The organism is uncultured Lawsonella sp. (assembly GCF_947252745.1).
GTDB lineage: Bacteria > Actinomycetota > Actinomycetes > Mycobacteriales > Mycobacteriaceae > Lawsonella.
This window is the reverse complement of the sequence record NZ_CAMXWW010000005.1, coordinates 110104-127580: the sequence shown is the minus strand read 5'-3', so window position 1 is coordinate 127580 and position 17477 is coordinate 110104. Positions and strand designations below refer to the sequence as shown.

The following is a 17477-nucleotide window of genomic DNA, read 5'->3' as shown; positions in this document are numbered from 1 at the left end:
TCATGGCAACCACGCTCGCGCAGAGCATCCACGATAGCATTCGCTGGGTCGCGGACTTCCCCGAAAAAGACGTTCATTTTGCTGACCTCACTCCGGTCCTCGCTGATCCTCAGATTTTTAACGGAATTATGAGGCAGATGGCGGACTGGGCTGAAGATGTTGACATTATTGCTGGTCTAGATGCGCGTGGCTTCCTCATCTCTGCTGGAGTAGCTGTGCTTAAAGACGTGGGAGTCTTAGCGCTGCGTAAAGCTGGGAAACTGCCTCCACCGGTCCACCACGTTGACTATGGGCTCGAATACGGTGAGGCCGCTTTGGAAATCCCGGCAGAAGGATTGGATATCACCGGAAAACGTATCTTCATTGTCGACGATGTCATGGCGACTGGCGGTACCTCCCAAGCAGCACTAGAGCTCATTGAAAAAGCCGGGGGAGTGGTGACAGGTTTCGCCACTATCCTGGAACTCACAGAATTGAATGGACGATCTAAACTGGCAGACCTCCCGGTATTCTCCATCACAACGGCGTAGTATAGGGCATGTCTAGCTCCTAATTTGCAACTGGCGGAGGTGGTTTCAATGGCCGATAAAGACAACCCGTCTGTTGCTCAGCGGGGAGGCTTCTCTTCCCATAGTGTGCGTGCTCGGTTCGCCCGTCGCATGATCGGTAATCGCAGTACAGTACCCCCCGCACTTGAGCCACTTATAGCTGTCCACCATGGCTTCCATCCCGGTGGAGACGTTGATCTTCTCGTTCGCGCGTACACTACCGCAGAACGTCTGCATGAAGGGGTGTACCGGAAATCTGGGGACCCTTACATTACTCATCCATTAGCGGTTGCCACGATCGCTGCTGAAATTGGCATGGACACGGCAACACTCGCAGCAGCTTTACTCCATGACACAGTTGAGGACACCGAGTACACGCTGGAGCAACTCACTGCGGATTTCGGTGAAGAAATCGCTGCGATGGTTGACGGTGTCACCAAACTCGATCGGGTAGCTTTGGGCTCTGCCGCGGAAGCGGAAACGATCCGTAAAATGATTATCGCAATGGCGCAAGACCCACGAGTCCTCGTCATCAAAGTTGCGGATCGCCTCCACAATATGCGGACTATGCGTTTCCTACCTCCTGAGAAGCAAGCCGCAAAAGCACGTCAGACTCTCGATGTCATCGCTCCTTTAGCAGCGCGACTCGGTATGGCTGCAGTCAAATGGGAACTTGAAGACCTCTGCTTCCGCATACTCTACCCACGCCAGTATGACGAAATCGTGCGGCTTGTCAGCGAACGGGCTCCTTCACGCGAGCGCTACCTAGCGCAGGTCATTGAGGAGATTGAAAGTACGCTCAAAGCATCAAATATTGAGGCGAATGTTTATGGACGCCCCAAGCACTATTGGTCCATCTACCAGAAGATGGTGGTACGGGGACGCGAATTTAACGATATCTACGATTTGGTAGGTGTCCGCGTCATCTGCGATGACATCCGCGACTGTTATGCCGCTGTTGGTGTCATTCACTCCCTGTGGCAGCCCATGCCAGGTCGCTTTAAAGACTACATTGCTCAACCGCGTTTTGGCGTTTACCAATCCCTGCACACCACAGTGGTGGGCCCAGAAGGTAAGCCGCTCGAGGTACAGATTCGTACCCAAGAGATGCACCAGACTGCAGAGTATGGCATTGCAGCGCACTGGCGCTACAAAGAAACTAAGGGAAGCCACCGTGGCGACTCCGGGGAATTGGACCGTATGGCGTGGATGCGTCAACTGCTTGACTGGCAGCGAGAGGCAGCCGACCCCGGGGAATTCCTCGAATCTCTGCGCTACGACTTGGCTGTGAAAGAAATTTTCGTCTTCACCCCTAAGGGTGACGTCATCACCTTGCCTGCAGGGTCCACCCCCATTGACTTTGCGTATGCTGTGCATACCGAAGTAGGCCATCACTGCATTGGGGCGAAGGTCAATGGAAAACTCGTACCGCTAGAAAATAAACTGAAAAACGGCGACGTCATTGAGGTCTTTACCTCGAAAGACCCCAGTGCGGGGCCGAGTCGAGACTGGGCACAGTTTGTCGTTTCTGGGCGTGCAAAAACGAAGATCCGCCAATGGTTCGCTAAAGAACGGCGTGAAGAGAATATCGAAGCCGGCAAGGAAGCCATCACCCGCGAGATTAGACGCGGAGGTTTGCCACTACACCGTCTATTGAATAACGACTCGATGGCGCAACTCGTTCAAGACCTGAATTTGGCTGATGCTACGGCGCTGTATAGCGCTGTTGGTAGCGGAAATATTACAGCAGGGCACGTTGTCAGCCGTTTGGTCGCACTCTTCGGATCCGTGGAGGAAGCAGAAGAGACTCTGACTGAGCGTACTGCGTTTCGCACCTCTCATCGTGCCGTAAAAACTACCGATGACGCCGGTGTACTGGTGGACGGTATGCCTGGTATCAGCGTAAAGCTGTCGAAATGCTGCACACCGGTGCCGGGAGATGCCATTGTCGGCTACATCACTCGAATGGGCTCTGTGTCTGTCCACCGTGCAGACTGCCCCAACGCCAAGCATTTGCTGGCAAGCAACAAGAACCGAGAAATGACCGTTTCGTGGGCCAACGCCTCCACGGCTGTATTTCTCGTGTGTATACAGGTGGAAGCCCTCGATAGGCAGGGACTGCTCTCCGATGTGACGCATGCGCTATCTGAGGCGAAAGTCGACGTTATCTCTGCGCAGGTACAAACGCTGGATGACCGGGTCGCGATTTCTAAATGGGCATTCCAAATTGGAGATCCGCAGCGACTGAGCATTGTTCTCAATTCAGTTCGCAAGGTAGAAGGCGTCTATGACGTCTACCGCATCAATAGTGTCTAGTAGCCAGGGACCGAGGTAGATCTCGGAGTGAGATTCGTGATCTCCGTGTGAACGCTCACATCCTGCTGAGATGGTGGGTTTTGGTGTGAAGGTGCGATGCGTCTTGCATAATACAGGGAGGCAGTACCGATAGGTACTGCCTCCCTGTATCGTGTCTGACGTTAAGAGGTTGCGCGGGTAGCTAGCGCGTCCTCTTTAGTCTTTCTTTTTGGGTTGCTCGACGCCAACGGTCTTCACAACACTCCAGGACTTGATCTCAACCGGGGTAGCGGGAGCGCCGTCAGTAATCTTTCCATCAGAGGGAGCGACAGTGCCCGGAGCGAGTGTGACGCCGTAACGCTTGATCTTGTCGAGAACCGGGAAATCCTTAGCGGCTACGGTACCAATTACTGTGTAGTTCGGGGGAAGCTGTGAATCAGCAAGAACGATGAAGAACTGGCTACCACCGGTATTGGGGCCGGAATTGGCTACTGCAACAGTACCCTTGGGATACGTCACCATCTGTCCTTGTATACCGGCGTCTTGACCAGCAGCAGTAACAAGATAGTCAGGATTCTCATCAACAGAGTAGAAGCCAGGTCCACCCATACCGGTACCGGTGGGGTCGCCACATTGGATGACGTTAAAGCCCTGTGAATCAGTCATGCGGTGGCAGGAAGTTTTATTAAAGTACTCAGCCTCAATAAGCTTCTTGAAGGCAGCATCGTTGCAGGCAGCATGCCGGTGGATCAGATCCACCTGCAGGTCGCCAGCAGAGGTCTTGAGTGTGGTGATGGTCTTGCCTGTACGGGGGTAAGTACCGTTGACCGGTGCATCGACTTTTCTGCTCTTCGTGTCGAGCAGATTCTTCACCGTTGGAGCGTAGGCAAGCTGAGCATCAATCTGTGCCATACGTTCGTTGTATTGTTTCCGCGTTTCTTCCTGCTGGGTAGCGTCCTGCTGTGCCAGCTGAGACTGCATCTGCTTCCACTGATCTTCCAGTTGCTTCTTTTGATCGGTGTACGCCTTAATGAGATCAGGTACCTCTTCGGAAGGACCCCACTGGCAGCTAGCCCACTTGGCAGCCTCAGCTGCTTCCTCGCGAGCCTTATCATCCTTCACCTTGTTCACGATGAGGACGATTGCCACGATGAGGGCAATAACGACCACAATCGAGGTGATGATGAGGGCAACATTGCGGCGGCGGCGACGCTCAGCAGCAGCATCTTCTGCGATCTTCGCTTCGAGTCGTTCACGGGCGGCAACGCGGCGTTGCGCAGCTTTGGCGGCAGCGTCATCCGCGGGAGCGACATTCTCGCCAGCTTCAATCATGCTGTCGAGTTTGTCTTCGGGTTTGTCCCCGGCGCCACTATTATTCTTGTCGTATACAGCCACTAGGCGTCCTTTCACAACAGACGTAGACACTAGAAGACTACCGCAAAGTCCTAAAATGACCATGTTGGTGAAGGGTGATTGCCCTTATATTCCAGAAAAGAGGTCTGTATGAGAATTGCCGCTTTTCCCGCAGGAGCTTTCCGCACGAACTGTTACATCGTGGCAAGCGATTCTAGTGATGACTGCATCATCATTGATCCTGGGCAAGAAGCACATTCGCCAGCGTGTGAACTTATTAATAACAACGGGTTGAAACCAGTAGGGATCTACCTCACTCATGGTCACGCAGACCATATCTGGAGTACCCCGGAACTGTCAGTCACCTATGATATTCCCGTGGTCGTGCACCGCGACGATGTGTTTATGGTGGAGGATCCGGCGGCAGGAGTCGGACCGACATTGTCCACTCTCTTTCCCTTTTCTTCATGGCACGCACCGGAGCGACTGACCACGTACTGCGACGAGAAGTTCACTGTCGCTGAGCTCACTGTAAAGGTGCTCCCATTGCCAGGACATACGCCGGGCGGAGTGGGGTTACTCATTTCCGATGGCTCTTCTGCACCGACGGTCCTCTTCTCCGGAGACACACTGTTTAAAGGTGCGGTAGGACGCACTGATCTACCTGGCGGCGATGCGCAGACGTTGCTTGATTCAATAGAACGTGAGCTTATTCCGCTGCCCGGGGCAGTACTTGTTGCCCCCGGGCACGGCGAAACCAGCACGATGGCGGCCGAGCGTGCCGACAATGTCTATCTGCGTCGCTTCCGGTAAAGCGACAAGGATACGACATAATAGATTTCAGTATCACTATCGAAGAGAAAGAACGTGAGGATGGCTAAAGGATCAGCTGCCGCACCATTCCGAGCTCCCAAAGGCGTGCCCGAGTACGTCCCTCCGCTGTCGGCGCACTTCCAGTCTGTCCGCGAGACTCTTGTTACTACCATTCGAAACCACGGCTACTCCCACATTGAACTTCCGATGTTTGAAGAAACTGGTCTATTCGCTCGTGGAGTCGGTGAGTCTACCGACGTGGTGACGAAGGAGATGTACACCTTCTCTGATCGTTCTGGTCGCTCGCTTACCCTTCGTCCGGAGGGAACGGCTGGAGTTATGCGTTCTGTTATTGAACATAATCTTTACCGTGGACAGCTCCCCCTCAAGCTCACCTATGCTGGGCCTTTCTTCCGGTACGAACGTCCGCAGGCAGGCCGTTACCGGCAGCTCCAACAAGTCGGTGCCGAAGCAATTGGCGTAGATGACCCGGCGTTAGACGCAGAAGTGATCTCGATGGCCGATAGCGCCCTGCGTAGCTTGGGCCTGCGAGGGTATCGGCTTGAGCTGACAAGCTTGGGCGACCAAACCTGTCGGCCTGCCTACCGAGAAGCCCTTCAGGAATTTCTCTTCAACCTGCCGCTTGATGAGGAAACTCGACGAAGGGCGGAAATAAACCCCCTGCGGGTGTTGGACGATAAACGTCCTGAAATACGGGAGATGACCGCTGATGCTCCGCTCATGCTGGATTATCTTTCCGACGAGTGCCGTCACCATTTTGATTCCGTGCTGCGTATTCTCGATAATTTGGGTGTTGAGTATACCGTGAATCCACGGATGGTCCGCGGCCTCGACTACTACACCAAGACAACTTTTGAGTTTGTCCATGATGGGCTAGGCGCGCAATCCGGGATTGGTGGCGGTGGACGCTATGACGGACTCATGGAAGTACTCGGCGGCCAGCCTCTCTCCGGCATTGGCTTTGGGCTTGGTGTTGACCGTATTCTCTTGGCCTGCCAAGAAGAGGGATGCGTACCGGGCTCGGAGGCGCACTGTGAGGTGTTTGGTGTCCCGCTAGGCGATGTAGCTAAAGAAACGTTGATGCCACTTCTCGCGGATATTCGTGGGGCCAATATTCGCACCGACATGGTGTTTGGGTCGCGTGGGATGAAGGGTGCGTTTAAAGCAGCCGACAAGTCTGGTGCCGTACTTGCGCTGGTCGTTGGTGAGAATGAGATGGCCAACGGCACGGTTGTGATGAAGGATCTCCGGACGGGGGAGCAGCATGAGGTTGTGTACTCTGAAGTAACACCAGCGGTGTTGCGCAAGCTTCAGGCGTGAAAGCTGGGGGGTTGATCTCTACCAGTTGAGTCGTCCAGAACGAGGTGGGTAGACGTTGTGTACTACCCATCTCGTTTCCCCGTTCTGTAGCTCACATATGTAGGGCTAACGCCCCAAAGCGTGGCACTTCTTTAGAGATCCATGAGTGTAACCCGTCATGAAAGCATTGAGGCGTTGTTGCGATGACCCGTGAGTCCAGCTTTCGGGATTCACCTGCTGGCCAGCACCTTCTTGAATAGCGTCGTCGCCAATCGCTTGGGCAGTAATCCTGATCGCCTGCAATTCGTCATCTTTTAGTGGTTTCAACATGGGTGCATCAGATGGCTGATTCCCAGGACGAGACGCATAGTGGAACCACAAACCGGCAAAACAGTCCGCTTCAAGTTCGACATGGACTTGTGAAGAACCAGGACCACTGCTACGCATACGGTCTTGGGTTAACCAGCCAAGAACGTTCTGGACGTGGTGTCCGTATTCGTGGGCGACAACATACTCCTGCGCGGCAGGTGCATTGACCCCTCCCAAACGAGTCAGCATTGTCTCAAAAAAGCTCAGATCGAAGTAGGCAGTATTGTCACCTGAACAATAAAAAGGACCGGTTTGCGCGCTTGCTGCACCACAGGCGGTGTTCACGGCTTTATCGAAGATGATGGTGTTGGGACGTCGGTATTGCGTATCCGCTTGGTGAGGGAGTTGTTCACCCCAAATGGCATCCACGCTGATTGTTGTCGCCACAATTCGGCAGACAGGATCCTTGTTTGCCGCTTCCGAGTCGCTGTTTTTACAGCGGTCTATACGCTCTTGCATATCTTGAACAGCAGCAGAGTTTTGTTGGGAACCATCACTGCCCTGGATGGCAGGGAGAATAGCTTGTGGATCTACCCCAAAGAACACTGCTACCAGGAGAAGAGCAAGTGTCCCTAACCCGCCTCCGATAGCGAGTCCGCCACGGCCTCCGCCTGCAGAGACCCGGCCACTAGAGAGATTACCGCCAGCCTGGAAAGTCATTGTGCGCTCCTTTGCACTATCTGCAGATGAAATTACCCGATAGATGGGCGGCTGCGGAGAAGATCGTCAAGTAATGCGCGGAGGGCGAACACTGATACTGAGCCTGACACACTCTTCCACAAAATATCGTGAGGAGGCTGAAGTGAGTTCGGCTGCCTGCGGGTAAACGAGTAGAATGGAGAAACGTATGCCTAAGGCTTATTGATAACTTTCAGCATGAAAGGACTCTCGTGCTGCGCACGCATTTCGCCGGCGAACTGAACGCCGCTGCTACTGGACAGACTGTTACCCTTGCTGGTTGGGTTGCGCGCCGCCGTGACCACGGTGGTGTTATTTTCGTGGACCTGCGGGACTCCTCGGGTATCGCCCAGGTGGTGTTCCGCAACTCCGCCGTCGCAGAACAAGCCCATCACCTGCGCTCCGAGTACTGCATCAGGGTTACTGGTGTCGTAGAGGCTCGTCCGGAGGGGTCCGAGAACCCCAACCTTGCCTCTGGCGAGATTGAGGTCAATGTCGCGGAACTGGAAGTTCTCAACAGCTGTGCACCGCTGCCGTTCCAACTCGATGATGAGCCTGGTGAGGAAGTGCGGCTCCGCTACCGGTATCTTGACCTGCGTCGTGATCGGCCCGCTTACGATCTCCGTCTACGGTCTAAAGTCAACGCCGCGGCCCGTGAAGTGTTAGCCAAGCATGACTTCGTGGAGATTGAAACTCCGACAATGACGCGGTCCACGCCAGAAGGTGCCCGTGACTTCCTCGTGCCGGCACGTCTGCAGCCGGGTACCTTCTATGCGCTGCCGCAGTCACCGCAGCTCTTTAAGCAGCTGCTAATGGTCGCTGGCATGGAGCGCTACTACCAGATTGCCCGCTGCTACCGCGATGAGGACTTCCGTGCTGACCGGCAGCCCGAATTCACCCAGCTCGATATCGAGATGAGTTTTATTGACCAGGAGGACATTATTGCCCTGGCCGAAGAGATCCTCGTCAACCTGTGGAAGCTCATTGGCTACGAAATCACTACTCCCATCCCGCGCATGACGTACGCAGATGCTATGCGTCTCTACGGTTCTGACAAGCCCGACTTGCGTTTCGATATTCAGATCGTGGAGTGTACTGACTTCTTCCAGAACACCCCCTTCCGGGTGTTCCAAAATCCCTATGTGGGTGCTGTCGTCATGAAGGGCGGTGCTTCTCAGCCCCGTCGTCAGCTTGACGCCTGGCAAGAGTGGGCAAAGCAGCGCGGTGCCAAAGGATTGGCCTACATTTTGGTAGGCGAAGATGGCGAGCTGTCTGGCCCCGTCGCGAAGAATATCTCTGCTGAAGAGCGTGAAGGCATCGCTACCCATGTGAACGCTGAACCAGGCGACTGTATTTTCTTCGCCGCTGGTGAGGCGAAGTCCTCCCGGGCTCTGCTGGGTGCTGCTCGTAACGAGATCGCGAAGAAGCTTGGCCTTATCAAGGACGGTGACTGGGCCTTCACATGGGTTGTCGACGCACCGCTCTTTGAACCTTCTGCGGACGCCACTGCTTCCGGCGACGTCGCTTTGGGCAACTCTGCATGGACTGCTGTCCACCACGCCTTCACCTCCCCCAAGCCCGAATCGATGGATACGTTCGATACGGATCCTGGCAGCGCACTGGCGTATGCCTACGACATTGTCTGCAATGGTAATGAGATTGGTGGCGGTTCCATCCGTATCCATCGACGCGATGTGCAGGAGCGTGTCTTTAAAGTGATGGGTATCGGTGAGGAGGAAGCGCAGGAGAAGTTCGGCTTCCTTCTCGATGCCTTCAAGTATGGCGCTCCCCCGCACGGCGGTATGGCTTTCGGTTGGGACCGCATTACAGCATTGCTGGCGGGTGAGGAATCTATTCGCGACGTCATCGCCTTCCCGAAGTCAGGTGGCGGTGTTGACCCGCTGACGAACGCTCCCGCTCCCATCACTCCGCAGCAGCGCAAGGAATCTGGAATCGACGCGAAGCCGGTCCGATCCGGAGATCGCGGAGAGAAGAGCGAAGCTACTAAGGACAATGACTAACACAGTTGGTGACGCGATTGCGCTCGGTGAGCGAATTCTGAGTGCCCGGGTAGGTAGCCCGGTTAGTCTCTCGCACACTGAGTGCATCGAGTCGGATTCTGATGCTGTTCTCGTTCGTGGCATCACTACTGATAGTCCATTTCTTCCGTCTCGGAAAGTGGTTGTGAAGGTATTCCCCGACCGTGGGGAGGAGCGTGCCGGTCTTCTTCTTCGGGAGATTGTGGGTTATCAATTCGTGGGCTCACTCGGTACCCCAGACAGTTTTGGCCCAGAACTTATCGCCTACGACTTCGCTGAGCGAGCGTTCGTTCTTTCGGATGTAGGAAACACACGCACTCTTCAAGATCTCTTAAACCCCGGTGCACATACTGTTTCAACACTGGCTGCATTACAGGACTTGGCAGCACTTATTGGTGCTATGCAAGTGTCTACCGCTGGCCGCGAGGACGATTTCCATGCCTTGCTGCATCGGGCTGAATCAAAGACCCCTGGTCTCGTCGTGCCATTTTCCTCACATTTTTTGGCGGACACACTACAGAGCGTCCCCTTGTTATTGCAGGAAAAGTTGGGGATCCACTTAGCTGAATCTGTCCAAGACCGGGGTAAGCGCAGCGTAAAACGTGCAGTTCGGGGGACTTATCGTGCCTTCAGCGCTGCAGAGTTGATTCCAGAGAATATTCTCGTCACACATCACAACGTTCAGCTGTTGGACTTCGCTTTCTGCGGGTATCGCGATATTGGAGTTGATATCGCTGCAATTCTGTTGGGATTCCCTTCCGATCTGCACGGATATCAGCTGACTACTGCGGAAATTGATGCGGTTACCCAGACCTGGGTAGAGCAGGTGGATGCGATGTGGCCACGGATGCGTCGTCCGCAGTCTTCTCACAAACGCATTCTTGATGGCGCACTCACCTGGGCATGGTTGAGTGTGAGCTGGGTTCTTGATGAAGACAGCGACTTCGAACATGCAACTGGTATAGATAATGCAGCCACGGAGGATATTCTTCGGCCTCTCGCCATTCGCGTACTTGGCCAGCTTGGTACCCTGGCAGAGTATTGGGACGACGCCGAGCTTGCCCAGCACTCTCGTGATGTGGCTGCGGCTCTACAGAGCTACGTTTAAGACACGGAGGAGGAGGTCTTATGGATGAGAATGATCCTGGCCTCTTCGCCGTGCATAACTCCACTGCAGAGTCTCACGCAAAAGCATCTGCACCACCTCTAGTGTCCCCTACGGGTCCCTCTCGCTCGTCCAACGTACAGTGCGATAATGCGCCGTTAGCCGTCCGAATGCGCCCCCGCACTCTTGATGAGGTAATGGGGCAGCAACACCTTCTCAAACCAGGTTCACCGCTTCGTCGGCTTATCGAAGGTGGAGGTGCCAATTCCGTCATCCTTTTTGGTCCACCAGGTACTGGGAAAACTACTTTAGCGAGTCTCATTTCCGGGGCAACTGGACGCGAATTTGTCGAACTCTCAGCGCTTTCGGCGGGTGTCAAGGATGTGCGGCAGGTTATCGATGATGCCCGAACTCGTCTTATCCGCGGTATTAATACCGTACTGTTCATCGATGAAGTTCATCGTTTTTCCCGAACCCAGCAGGAGGCACTCCTCGCCGCCGTGGAAAACCGGGTAGTGCTCTTGGTCGCTGCAACCACAGAGAACCCCTCGTTCTCGGTGGTGTCACCGCTACTGTCTCGCTCGCTCGTATTGCAATTGGAGTCACTTTCTCCAGCAGATGTCCGGGGCGTCTTGGAGCGCGCAGTTACTGATTCGCGTGGTTTTGGTGGCGCGCTGACGGTCGAAGAAGAGGCTTACGCCGATCTCATTCGATTGTCAGGAGGCGACGCGCGGCGTGCGTTGACATACCTGGAGGCAGCAGCGGATGCCCGGATGGATGCTGCAGCACCACTTACTGTGGCGGATATTGAACGTTCTACTCCAGACGCATTAGCCCGCTATGACCGCAATGGCGATCAGCATTACGACATCATTAGCGCCTTCATTAAGTCTGTGCGTGGGTCCGACCCCGACGCAGCACTTCACTACTTGGCCCGCATGATCAGTGCCGGTGAAGATCCCCGATTTATCGCGCGACGCTTGATGATTCTTGCTGCGGAGGATATCGGGTTGGCGGATCCCACCGCATTGCAGACCGCCGTGGCGGCAGCGCAAGCAGTACAGATGATTGGAATGCCGGAGGGACGAATTATCCTTGCTGAAGCGACAGTGCAACTCGCGACTGCACCTAAATCTAACGCGTGCTACACTGCTATCGATGCTGCTCTTGCAGATGTGAAGAAAGGGAATATTGGTCCGGTGCCTCCACACTTGCGAGACGGACATTATGAGGGGGCGAAGAAGCTGGGCAATGCTATTGGCTACCAGTATCCACACCACACTGCCGAGGGCATTCTGGCACAGCAGTACCCTCCGGATAACCTCGTGGGTAGAGATTATTACCATCCCACGGAGCACGGCGCGGAGAAGCGGATTGCTAGCTGGCTCCCCAAGTTGCGGGCAGTGGTACGAGGAAAGCCAAAGCGGGAACGGTAGGCTTTTGTCTGCCTATGTGTACAGGTGATAGGTCCAGGGGCTTCACCAGGTAAGCTTAGAAGCTAGAAAAACGATACGCGCACACTGTAGAACTACCGCTGCCTTTGCGTGGTGTCGCATCGTAATGATGAGGCAACTGGAATAGGTGCAGCGTGGTACTTAAAGGGAAAAGGATCTCATCCGTGTACACCCATGAAATTCGGCAACGCTTCATTGACCACTATGTGAAGGCTGGACATACGCTAGTCCCATCTGCCCCGCTCGTGCTCGATGATCCCACCCTGTTGTTCGTTAACGCCGGCATGGTTCCCTTTAAGCCTTACTTCCTGGGTCAACAAGCCGCCCCCTTCGCAACGGCGACCTCCATCCAAAAATGCGTTCGTACACTTGATATTGACGAAGTGGGTATCACCACTCGCCACAACACCTTCTTCCAAATGGCGGGTAATTTCTCCTTCGGCGCCTACTTCAAAGAAGGTGCCATCACGCATGCCTGGACGCTTCTTACCAGTCCAGTTAACGAAGGTGGTTATGGATTCGACCCGGATCTGCTGTGGGCAACTGTCTACCAAGATGATGACGAAGCATTCGCCATCTGGCGCGACGTCGTAGGACTCCGCGAAGATCACATTCAACGACGCGGTATGAAGGACAATTTCTGGTCGATGGGTGTGCCCGGCCCCTGTGGTCCGTCCTCCGAAATTTTCTTTGACCGTGGCCCTGCCTATGGCAAAGAAGGCGGTCCGGTAGTGGATGAGGATCGCTATATCGAAATCTGGAACCTTGTCTTTATGGAAAAGGAACGCGGCGAAGGTGTCGGCAAAGACGGTTATAAAGTCGTAGGTGCTCTGCCGCAGAAGAATATTGACACCGGCATGGGTATCGAGCGTGTCGCCTTTATTTTGCAGGGGGTCGAAAACGTTTATGAGACAGACCTTTTACGTCCAACTATCACTACGGCAGAGCGTCTGACAGGAACAGCGTATAGTGATGCTCCTGAGGACCATCAGAATGCGGTGTACTTCCGGGTTATTGCTGATCATTCGCGCACTGCAGTAATGCTCATTGCTGATGGCGTGATCCCTGGGAATGAGGGACGTGGTTATATTCTGCGGCGCCTCATTCGCCGTATCATTCGCTCAGCTCGTCTGCTAGGAGCCACTGGTACCGTGATGCAGGAGCTGACCGCTACTGTGTGTGACTCAATGGCACCTTCTTTTCCCGAACTAGTAGCGCAGCGCGACCATATCCAGAAAGTATGCACCACCGAAGAGAAGGCCTTCCTGCGAACTCTTGATGCTGGCACGAAGCTTTTTGCAGCCGCTGCACGTGAGCTCAAAACTACTGGTCAGACCGTAGTTCCTGGCGATGTGGCATTCACTTTACACGACACCCATGGTTTCCCCATCGACCTCACCCGCGAGATGGCGGCGGAGCAAGGATTGACTGTCGACGATGACGCCTTCCAGCAGCGCATGCAGGAGCAGAAGCAACGAGCGAAAGCAGATTCACAGGCAAAGAAACATGCCCACGCAGACTTGGGAGTCTACCGAGACTTCATTGACAACCAACCCACCGTGTTCACTGGATACGAGAGCCTCACTGCCGATACTCAGATCCTCGGCATTATCGTCGATGGGAACGAGGCGGCTGAAGCGAGTGTTGGCAGCGCAGTAGAAGTCATTCTCGACGAGAGCCCGTTCTATGCGGAGTCTGGCGGCCAGTGTGCTGATCGCGGCACCATCACCACTACAACTGGTCAAGTCGCCATCACCGATGTACAAAAAGTAGGCAAGAAAGTCTGGCTTCACCGCGGGACAATCTCCGCTGGTACGGTAGCACCCGGACCAGCTCAGGCACAGGTCGATGGAACCTACCGGCGTCATGCCGCGCAAGCACACACAGCTACCCACCTCGTTCATGCGGCATTGCGTACAGTGCTGGGAGATCAAGCTGTGCAGGCTGGATCTCTCAACAAGCCGGGCTATTTGCGGTTTGACTTTAACTGGACAGATCCACTGAGCACAGTGGAACTCACCGAAATCGAAACGCGCGTCAACATGGCGATCGACCAAGACCTTCCGGTAACCACCGAGATCATGAACCTGGACGATGCCAAAGCATCCGGTGCTGTTGCACTCTTTGGTGAAAACTATGGCGATGAAGTTCGAGTTGTCACCATTGGCGGGGGAGAGGAACGTGTCTTTTCCAAAGAACTCTGCGGTGGCACCCACGTCAGCTCCACCGCACAAATCGGACTGGTTCGCTTTATCGGAGAGTCTTCCGTTGGTTCAGGAATTCGGCGTGTCGAAGCCTATGTCGGATTGCGCGCACTGGATGCTGCAAAATCCGATCAACGAATTGTTAGCGAGCTAGCCACGCGATTTAAAGTGAAGCCTGGCGATATCGTAGAGCGCGTCAGCGGCCTGCAAGAGTCGGTGAAAAACCTCGAGAAAGAACTGGCCGAACTTCGTATGGCGGCAGTTCTGCAAGCTGCTGCAAACTACGTCAACGACGCCCATGACATCAACGGTATTAAAGTTGTGGCTCTAGCCGGCCCAGCTGGTGCTGACGGTGGTCAACTGCGTACCCTCGCCTGCGATATTCGTGGTCGATTCGCGGAGACACCAGCAGTGGTCGCTCTCTTTACCGCAGAAGGCGACAAGCTTCCATTCGTCGTTGCTGTCAACCAAGCGGCGATTGAACGCGGAGTAAAAGCCGGAGACATCGTGAAAGCGGCCGCTCCTGCCATTGGTGGGCGAGGAGGCGGAAAACCAGATCTGGCCCAAGGCTCCGGTACTGATGCACGAGGACTCGAGGCAGCTTGTGCTGCGGTGGATGCTGCAGTTTCCTCCGTGGACGCGTAGGAACTCATCGTGGAGTTAGACGAGTACGTGCCCGATACCCCAGGCGAGGATGATCCTGGTAGGGGTCGGCGGTTGGCTTTTGACGTCGGTAAAGCCCGTATTGGTGTGGCATCCTGTGACCCAGATGGAATTCTTGCCACTCCGGTTACCACACTCCACCTAAAACAACATCCGTGGCCCGCTGCTACACTCCAACAGGTTGCGTTGTTGATTGAGGACTACGAACCGGTGGAGATTGTGGTGGGATTGCCTCGCACGCTGCGTAACCGCGCTTCTAGCTCGGTGGAAATGGCTATCGGCTTTGTCAATGCTTTTCGTGAGCGTTGGCCCGAAATACCGGTACGCTTAGTAGACGAACGTCTTTCTACTGTGGTGGCGACACAAGCGCTTCGGTCTTCGAACGTCGCAAGTCGGGCTCAGCGTGGCCTCGTTGACCAGGCGGCAGCGGTAGAGATCCTCAACACATGGCTCGACCTTCGCAAACGACACTCTCACGATACGGAAAAGGAGCAGTGAGGTAGTGGGACGACATAACGACGATAACGCTCCCGAACCGCAGTCTGAACTTGACGGTGGCGACATCCCTGTTGTCCCCACGCCAGAGGAGAATAACGAGGAGATAGGCACCGCATCGTCCCGCGGATTCACAGCGTCCCTTCGTAGGCTTGACTCTAGGATCGATCAACGACGTGCTCTCGCAGTCGGGTCTGTGATTGTCCTTGTATTGGCGCTTTTTGCCGGTTTGGTTCAGCATCGTCGTAGTCAAATTCCGGTCTATCCTGACTATCAAGGCGCCGGGTCTGGTTCTGTTTTGGTTGAAGTGGCACCGGGCGTCACCGCTGCCTCTCTTGCACCAAAGCTCGTGTCCATGGGAGTCGTGAAGTCCGAGGGAGCCTTTATTCAGGCTGCTAACAACAACCCCAATATCACCTCTATGCAACCCGGCTTCTACCAACTGCGAAAAGAGATGGCCGCGGCACGGGCAGTAGAGAGACTACTCGACCCCTCGAACCGAGCTGGAGCGGTGAATCTGCCCGGCGGTGTCACTTTGGAGGACGTACGTGTCGTCAATGGCGAAACCGTCTTCGGAATCTACCACCATCTTGCCAAAGCATCTTGCTACACCGAGGGAGAACAGCGGCACTGCATCACCGCTACAGCATTCCGTAATGCTGTAGCACACGCCAGCCCAATGCAGCTGGGAGTTCCCTCGTGGGCACGCCATGATGTCGCAACCGCACAGTATCCTGCACGAAAGATTGAAGGCCTTATCCTGCCGGGTGTGCACGTCTTCAACCCGACGCATACCCCCCTTGAGATTATTCGAGAACTCGTAACGTCCTCGGCTGAACTCTACCAGCAATCCAGTCTTGTGGATGCTGCCAAAGCCCAGAAGCTCTCACCTTATGAGGTGGTCGTAGGTGCATCCCTCATTCAACGTGAGGTTGGAACAGCCGACTATGGAAAAGCTGCGAGAGTAATCATGAATCGGCTGAAGCGTCACCAACCGCTCCAATTCGATTCCACTGTGAACTATGGGCTCTCCGAGCAGCAAGTCGCCACCAGCGATGCTGCCCGTGGTACAGAAACCCCCTGGAACACCTACGCAATGAATGGCCTTCCTGCTACCCCCATCTGCTCACCCACCATTGAAGCAGTGGAGGCGATGGAAAAACCCACTCCCGGCAAATGGCTCTACTTCGTTACTGTTGATAAACAAGGCACCACTAGGTTCAATGTCACGCTGAAAGACCACGAACGCGACATCGAAGAAGCCCACCGAAACGGGGTCTTCGACAGTCAGTAAGGGCTTGAAGCAGATCCGAAGAAAGGTCGCTATGCTTGCTGCAGCAGTCCTGGGTTCCCCTATCGCACACTCCCTCTCACCCGTCCTTCACCAAGCCGCCTACCACGCTCTCGGCCTCACCGAGTGGGACTATGCGCGGATCGAATGTACCGCAACAGATCTCCCCAAAGTGGTCGCCAGTGCAGCACCAGAAACCCGCGGGTTTTCTGTCACCATGCCTTGTAAGGATGCGGCCCTCCGCTTCGCTGATGTTGTGTCGACCCGCGCTCACCTCGTCGAATCGGCAAATACTCTCGTTCGACAGGGTGACGGGTGGTATGCCGATTGCACCGATATTGATGGTGCCTTAGCCGCGTTGGAGTGCGTCGGGCACACCGGGGGAGATGTTCTTCTTCTGGGTGCCGGTGCCACCGCCAGGCCATGTCTCGCTGCACTACAACAGTGCGGAGCAGGGCGCGTCAGCATTGCCTCTCGATCTGAGGAGCGTGCGCAACCCACCTTGCATGTGGCAGCCCAACTCGGGATTGATTACACGTGGGTACCGATTAATGACCCAGATGTGTTGCAAGATACCTGTGCCACTGCAGACACGCTTATTTCGACCCTGCCTGGTGATGCCGCTGCGGGATACGGCAATTTCCTCCGTCGAACTCCCCGCCTCGTTGACGTCGTCTACGCGCCGTGGCCCACGTCTCTGGCACGAATTGTGGCGGACAATGGAGGTAAAGTCGTGGGGGGGCGCACGATGCTAGTCCACCAAGCGGTTGCGCAAATCGAAATGTTTACTGGTATGACCGTCACGGACGACGTTTTCGCTGCCATGGTAGCTTCCCTCAACGCTGCTTGA

General features: G+C 55.0%; 13 protein-coding genes. 11 read left to right on the top strand and 2 right to left on the bottom strand.

The features are described from left to right. The first annotated feature begins 2 nt into the window (after positions 1-2). The gene (locus Q0X28_RS06150; protein WP_296238198.1) at positions 3-530 is read left to right on the top strand and encodes an adenine phosphoribosyltransferase; all 528 of its coding nucleotides are present in this window, start codon (positions 3-5) and stop codon (positions 528-530) included. Positions 531-578: 48 nt separating this feature from the next. Further along, on the top strand, positions 579-2864 hold the full coding sequence (locus Q0X28_RS06145; protein ID WP_296238201.1) for a bifunctional (p)ppGpp synthetase/guanosine-3',5'-bis(diphosphate) 3'-pyrophosphohydrolase: 2286 nt from the start codon (positions 579-581) through the stop codon (positions 2862-2864). Positions 2865-3059: 195 nt separating this feature from the next. On the opposite strand, the gene Q0X28_RS06140 is transcribed toward Q0X28_RS06145, so the two are convergent. Beyond that, a complete protein-coding gene (locus Q0X28_RS06140) occupies positions 3060-4238 on the bottom strand; it encodes a peptidylprolyl isomerase (protein WP_298577099.1) in 1179 nt (392 codons plus the stop codon). A gap of 108 nt (positions 4239-4346) precedes the next feature. Here Q0X28_RS06140 and Q0X28_RS06135 point away from each other — a divergent pair, with 108 nt between their 5' ends. Together Q0X28_RS06135 and hisS are read left to right on the top strand one after the other, a co-directional pair. Beyond that, a complete protein-coding gene (locus Q0X28_RS06135) occupies positions 4347-5009 on the top strand; it encodes an MBL fold metallo-hydrolase (protein ID WP_296238204.1) in 663 nt (220 codons plus the stop codon). 60 nt (positions 5010-5069) lie between these two features. Then, positions 5070-6350 (top strand): histidine--tRNA ligase, encoded by a 1281-nt coding sequence (gene hisS / locus Q0X28_RS06130; protein ID WP_298577098.1) that lies wholly within the window; start codon positions 5070-5072, stop codon positions 6348-6350. A 105-nt stretch (positions 6351-6455) separates the two neighbouring features. On the opposite strand, the gene Q0X28_RS06125 is transcribed toward hisS, so the two are convergent. Beyond that, positions 6456-7358: a neutral zinc metallopeptidase gene (locus Q0X28_RS06125; RefSeq protein ID WP_296238206.1), complete on the bottom strand. Its 903-nt coding sequence runs from the start codon at positions 7356-7358 to the stop codon at positions 6456-6458. 230 nt (positions 7359-7588) lie between these two features. Between Q0X28_RS06125 and aspS the strand changes: the two genes are divergently transcribed. From aspS to Q0X28_RS06090, 7 genes are all read left to right on the top strand, one after another. Beyond that, complete coding sequence (gene aspS, locus Q0X28_RS06120; protein WP_298577097.1) at positions 7589-9397, top strand: aspartate--tRNA ligase; 1809 nt, start codon at positions 7589-7591, stop codon at positions 9395-9397. Then, complete coding sequence (locus Q0X28_RS06115; RefSeq protein WP_296238208.1) at positions 9390-10523, top strand: hypothetical protein; 1134 nt, start codon at positions 9390-9392, stop codon at positions 10521-10523. Before aspS ends, Q0X28_RS06115 begins: the two co-directional genes overlap by 8 nt. A 20-nt stretch (positions 10524-10543) precedes the next feature. Next, entirely contained in the window at positions 10544-11956 is a 1413-nt protein-coding gene (locus tag Q0X28_RS06110) for a replication-associated recombination protein A (RefSeq protein ID WP_296238209.1), read from the top strand. Positions 11957-12138: 182 nt separating this feature from the next. Further along, positions 12139-14823, top strand: coding sequence for an alanine--tRNA ligase (alaS, locus tag Q0X28_RS06105; protein ID WP_296238210.1), 2685 nt, complete (start codon positions 12139-12141; stop codon positions 14821-14823). Positions 14824-14832: 9 nt separating this feature from the next. Beyond that, positions 14833-15339: a Holliday junction resolvase RuvX gene (ruvX, locus tag Q0X28_RS06100; RefSeq protein WP_298577096.1), complete on the top strand. Its 507-nt coding sequence runs from the start codon at positions 14833-14835 to the stop codon at positions 15337-15339. A 4-nt stretch (positions 15340-15343) separates the two neighbouring features. Then, positions 15344-16630, top strand: coding sequence for an endolytic transglycosylase MltG (gene mltG / locus Q0X28_RS06095; protein WP_298577095.1), 1287 nt, complete (start codon positions 15344-15346; stop codon positions 16628-16630). A 31-nt stretch (positions 16631-16661) separates the two neighbouring features. Further along, complete coding sequence (locus Q0X28_RS06090) at positions 16662-17477, top strand: shikimate dehydrogenase (RefSeq protein WP_296238213.1); 816 nt, start codon at positions 16662-16664, stop codon at positions 17475-17477.

Excerpts from the sequence above, each read along its gene's own strand:
- Q0X28_RS06150 (WP_296238198.1), top strand. The coding sequence starts at position 3 with ATGGCAACCACGCTCGCGCAGAGCATCCACGATAGCATTCGCTGGGTC.
- Q0X28_RS06145 (WP_296238201.1), top strand. The coding sequence starts at position 579 with ATGGCCGATAAAGACAACCCGTCTGTTGCTCAGCGGGGAGGCTTCTCT.
- Q0X28_RS06135 (WP_296238204.1), top strand. The coding sequence starts at position 4,347 with ATGAGAATTGCCGCTTTTCCCGCAGGAGCTTTCCGCACGAACTGTTAC.
- hisS (WP_298577098.1), top strand. The coding sequence starts at position 5,070 with ATGGCTAAAGGATCAGCTGCCGCACCATTCCGAGCTCCCAAAGGCGTG.
- Q0X28_RS06125 (WP_296238206.1), bottom strand. The coding sequence starts at position 7,358 with ATGACTTTCCAGGCTGGCGGTAATCTCTCTAGTGGCCGGGTCTCTGCA.
- Q0X28_RS06115 (WP_296238208.1), top strand. The coding sequence starts at position 9,390 with ATGACTAACACAGTTGGTGACGCGATTGCGCTCGGTGAGCGAATTCTG.
- Q0X28_RS06110 (WP_296238209.1), top strand. The coding sequence starts at position 10,544 with ATGGATGAGAATGATCCTGGCCTCTTCGCCGTGCATAACTCCACTGCA.
- Q0X28_RS06090 (WP_296238213.1), top strand. The coding sequence starts at position 16,662 with ATGCTTGCTGCAGCAGTCCTGGGTTCCCCTATCGCACACTCCCTCTCA.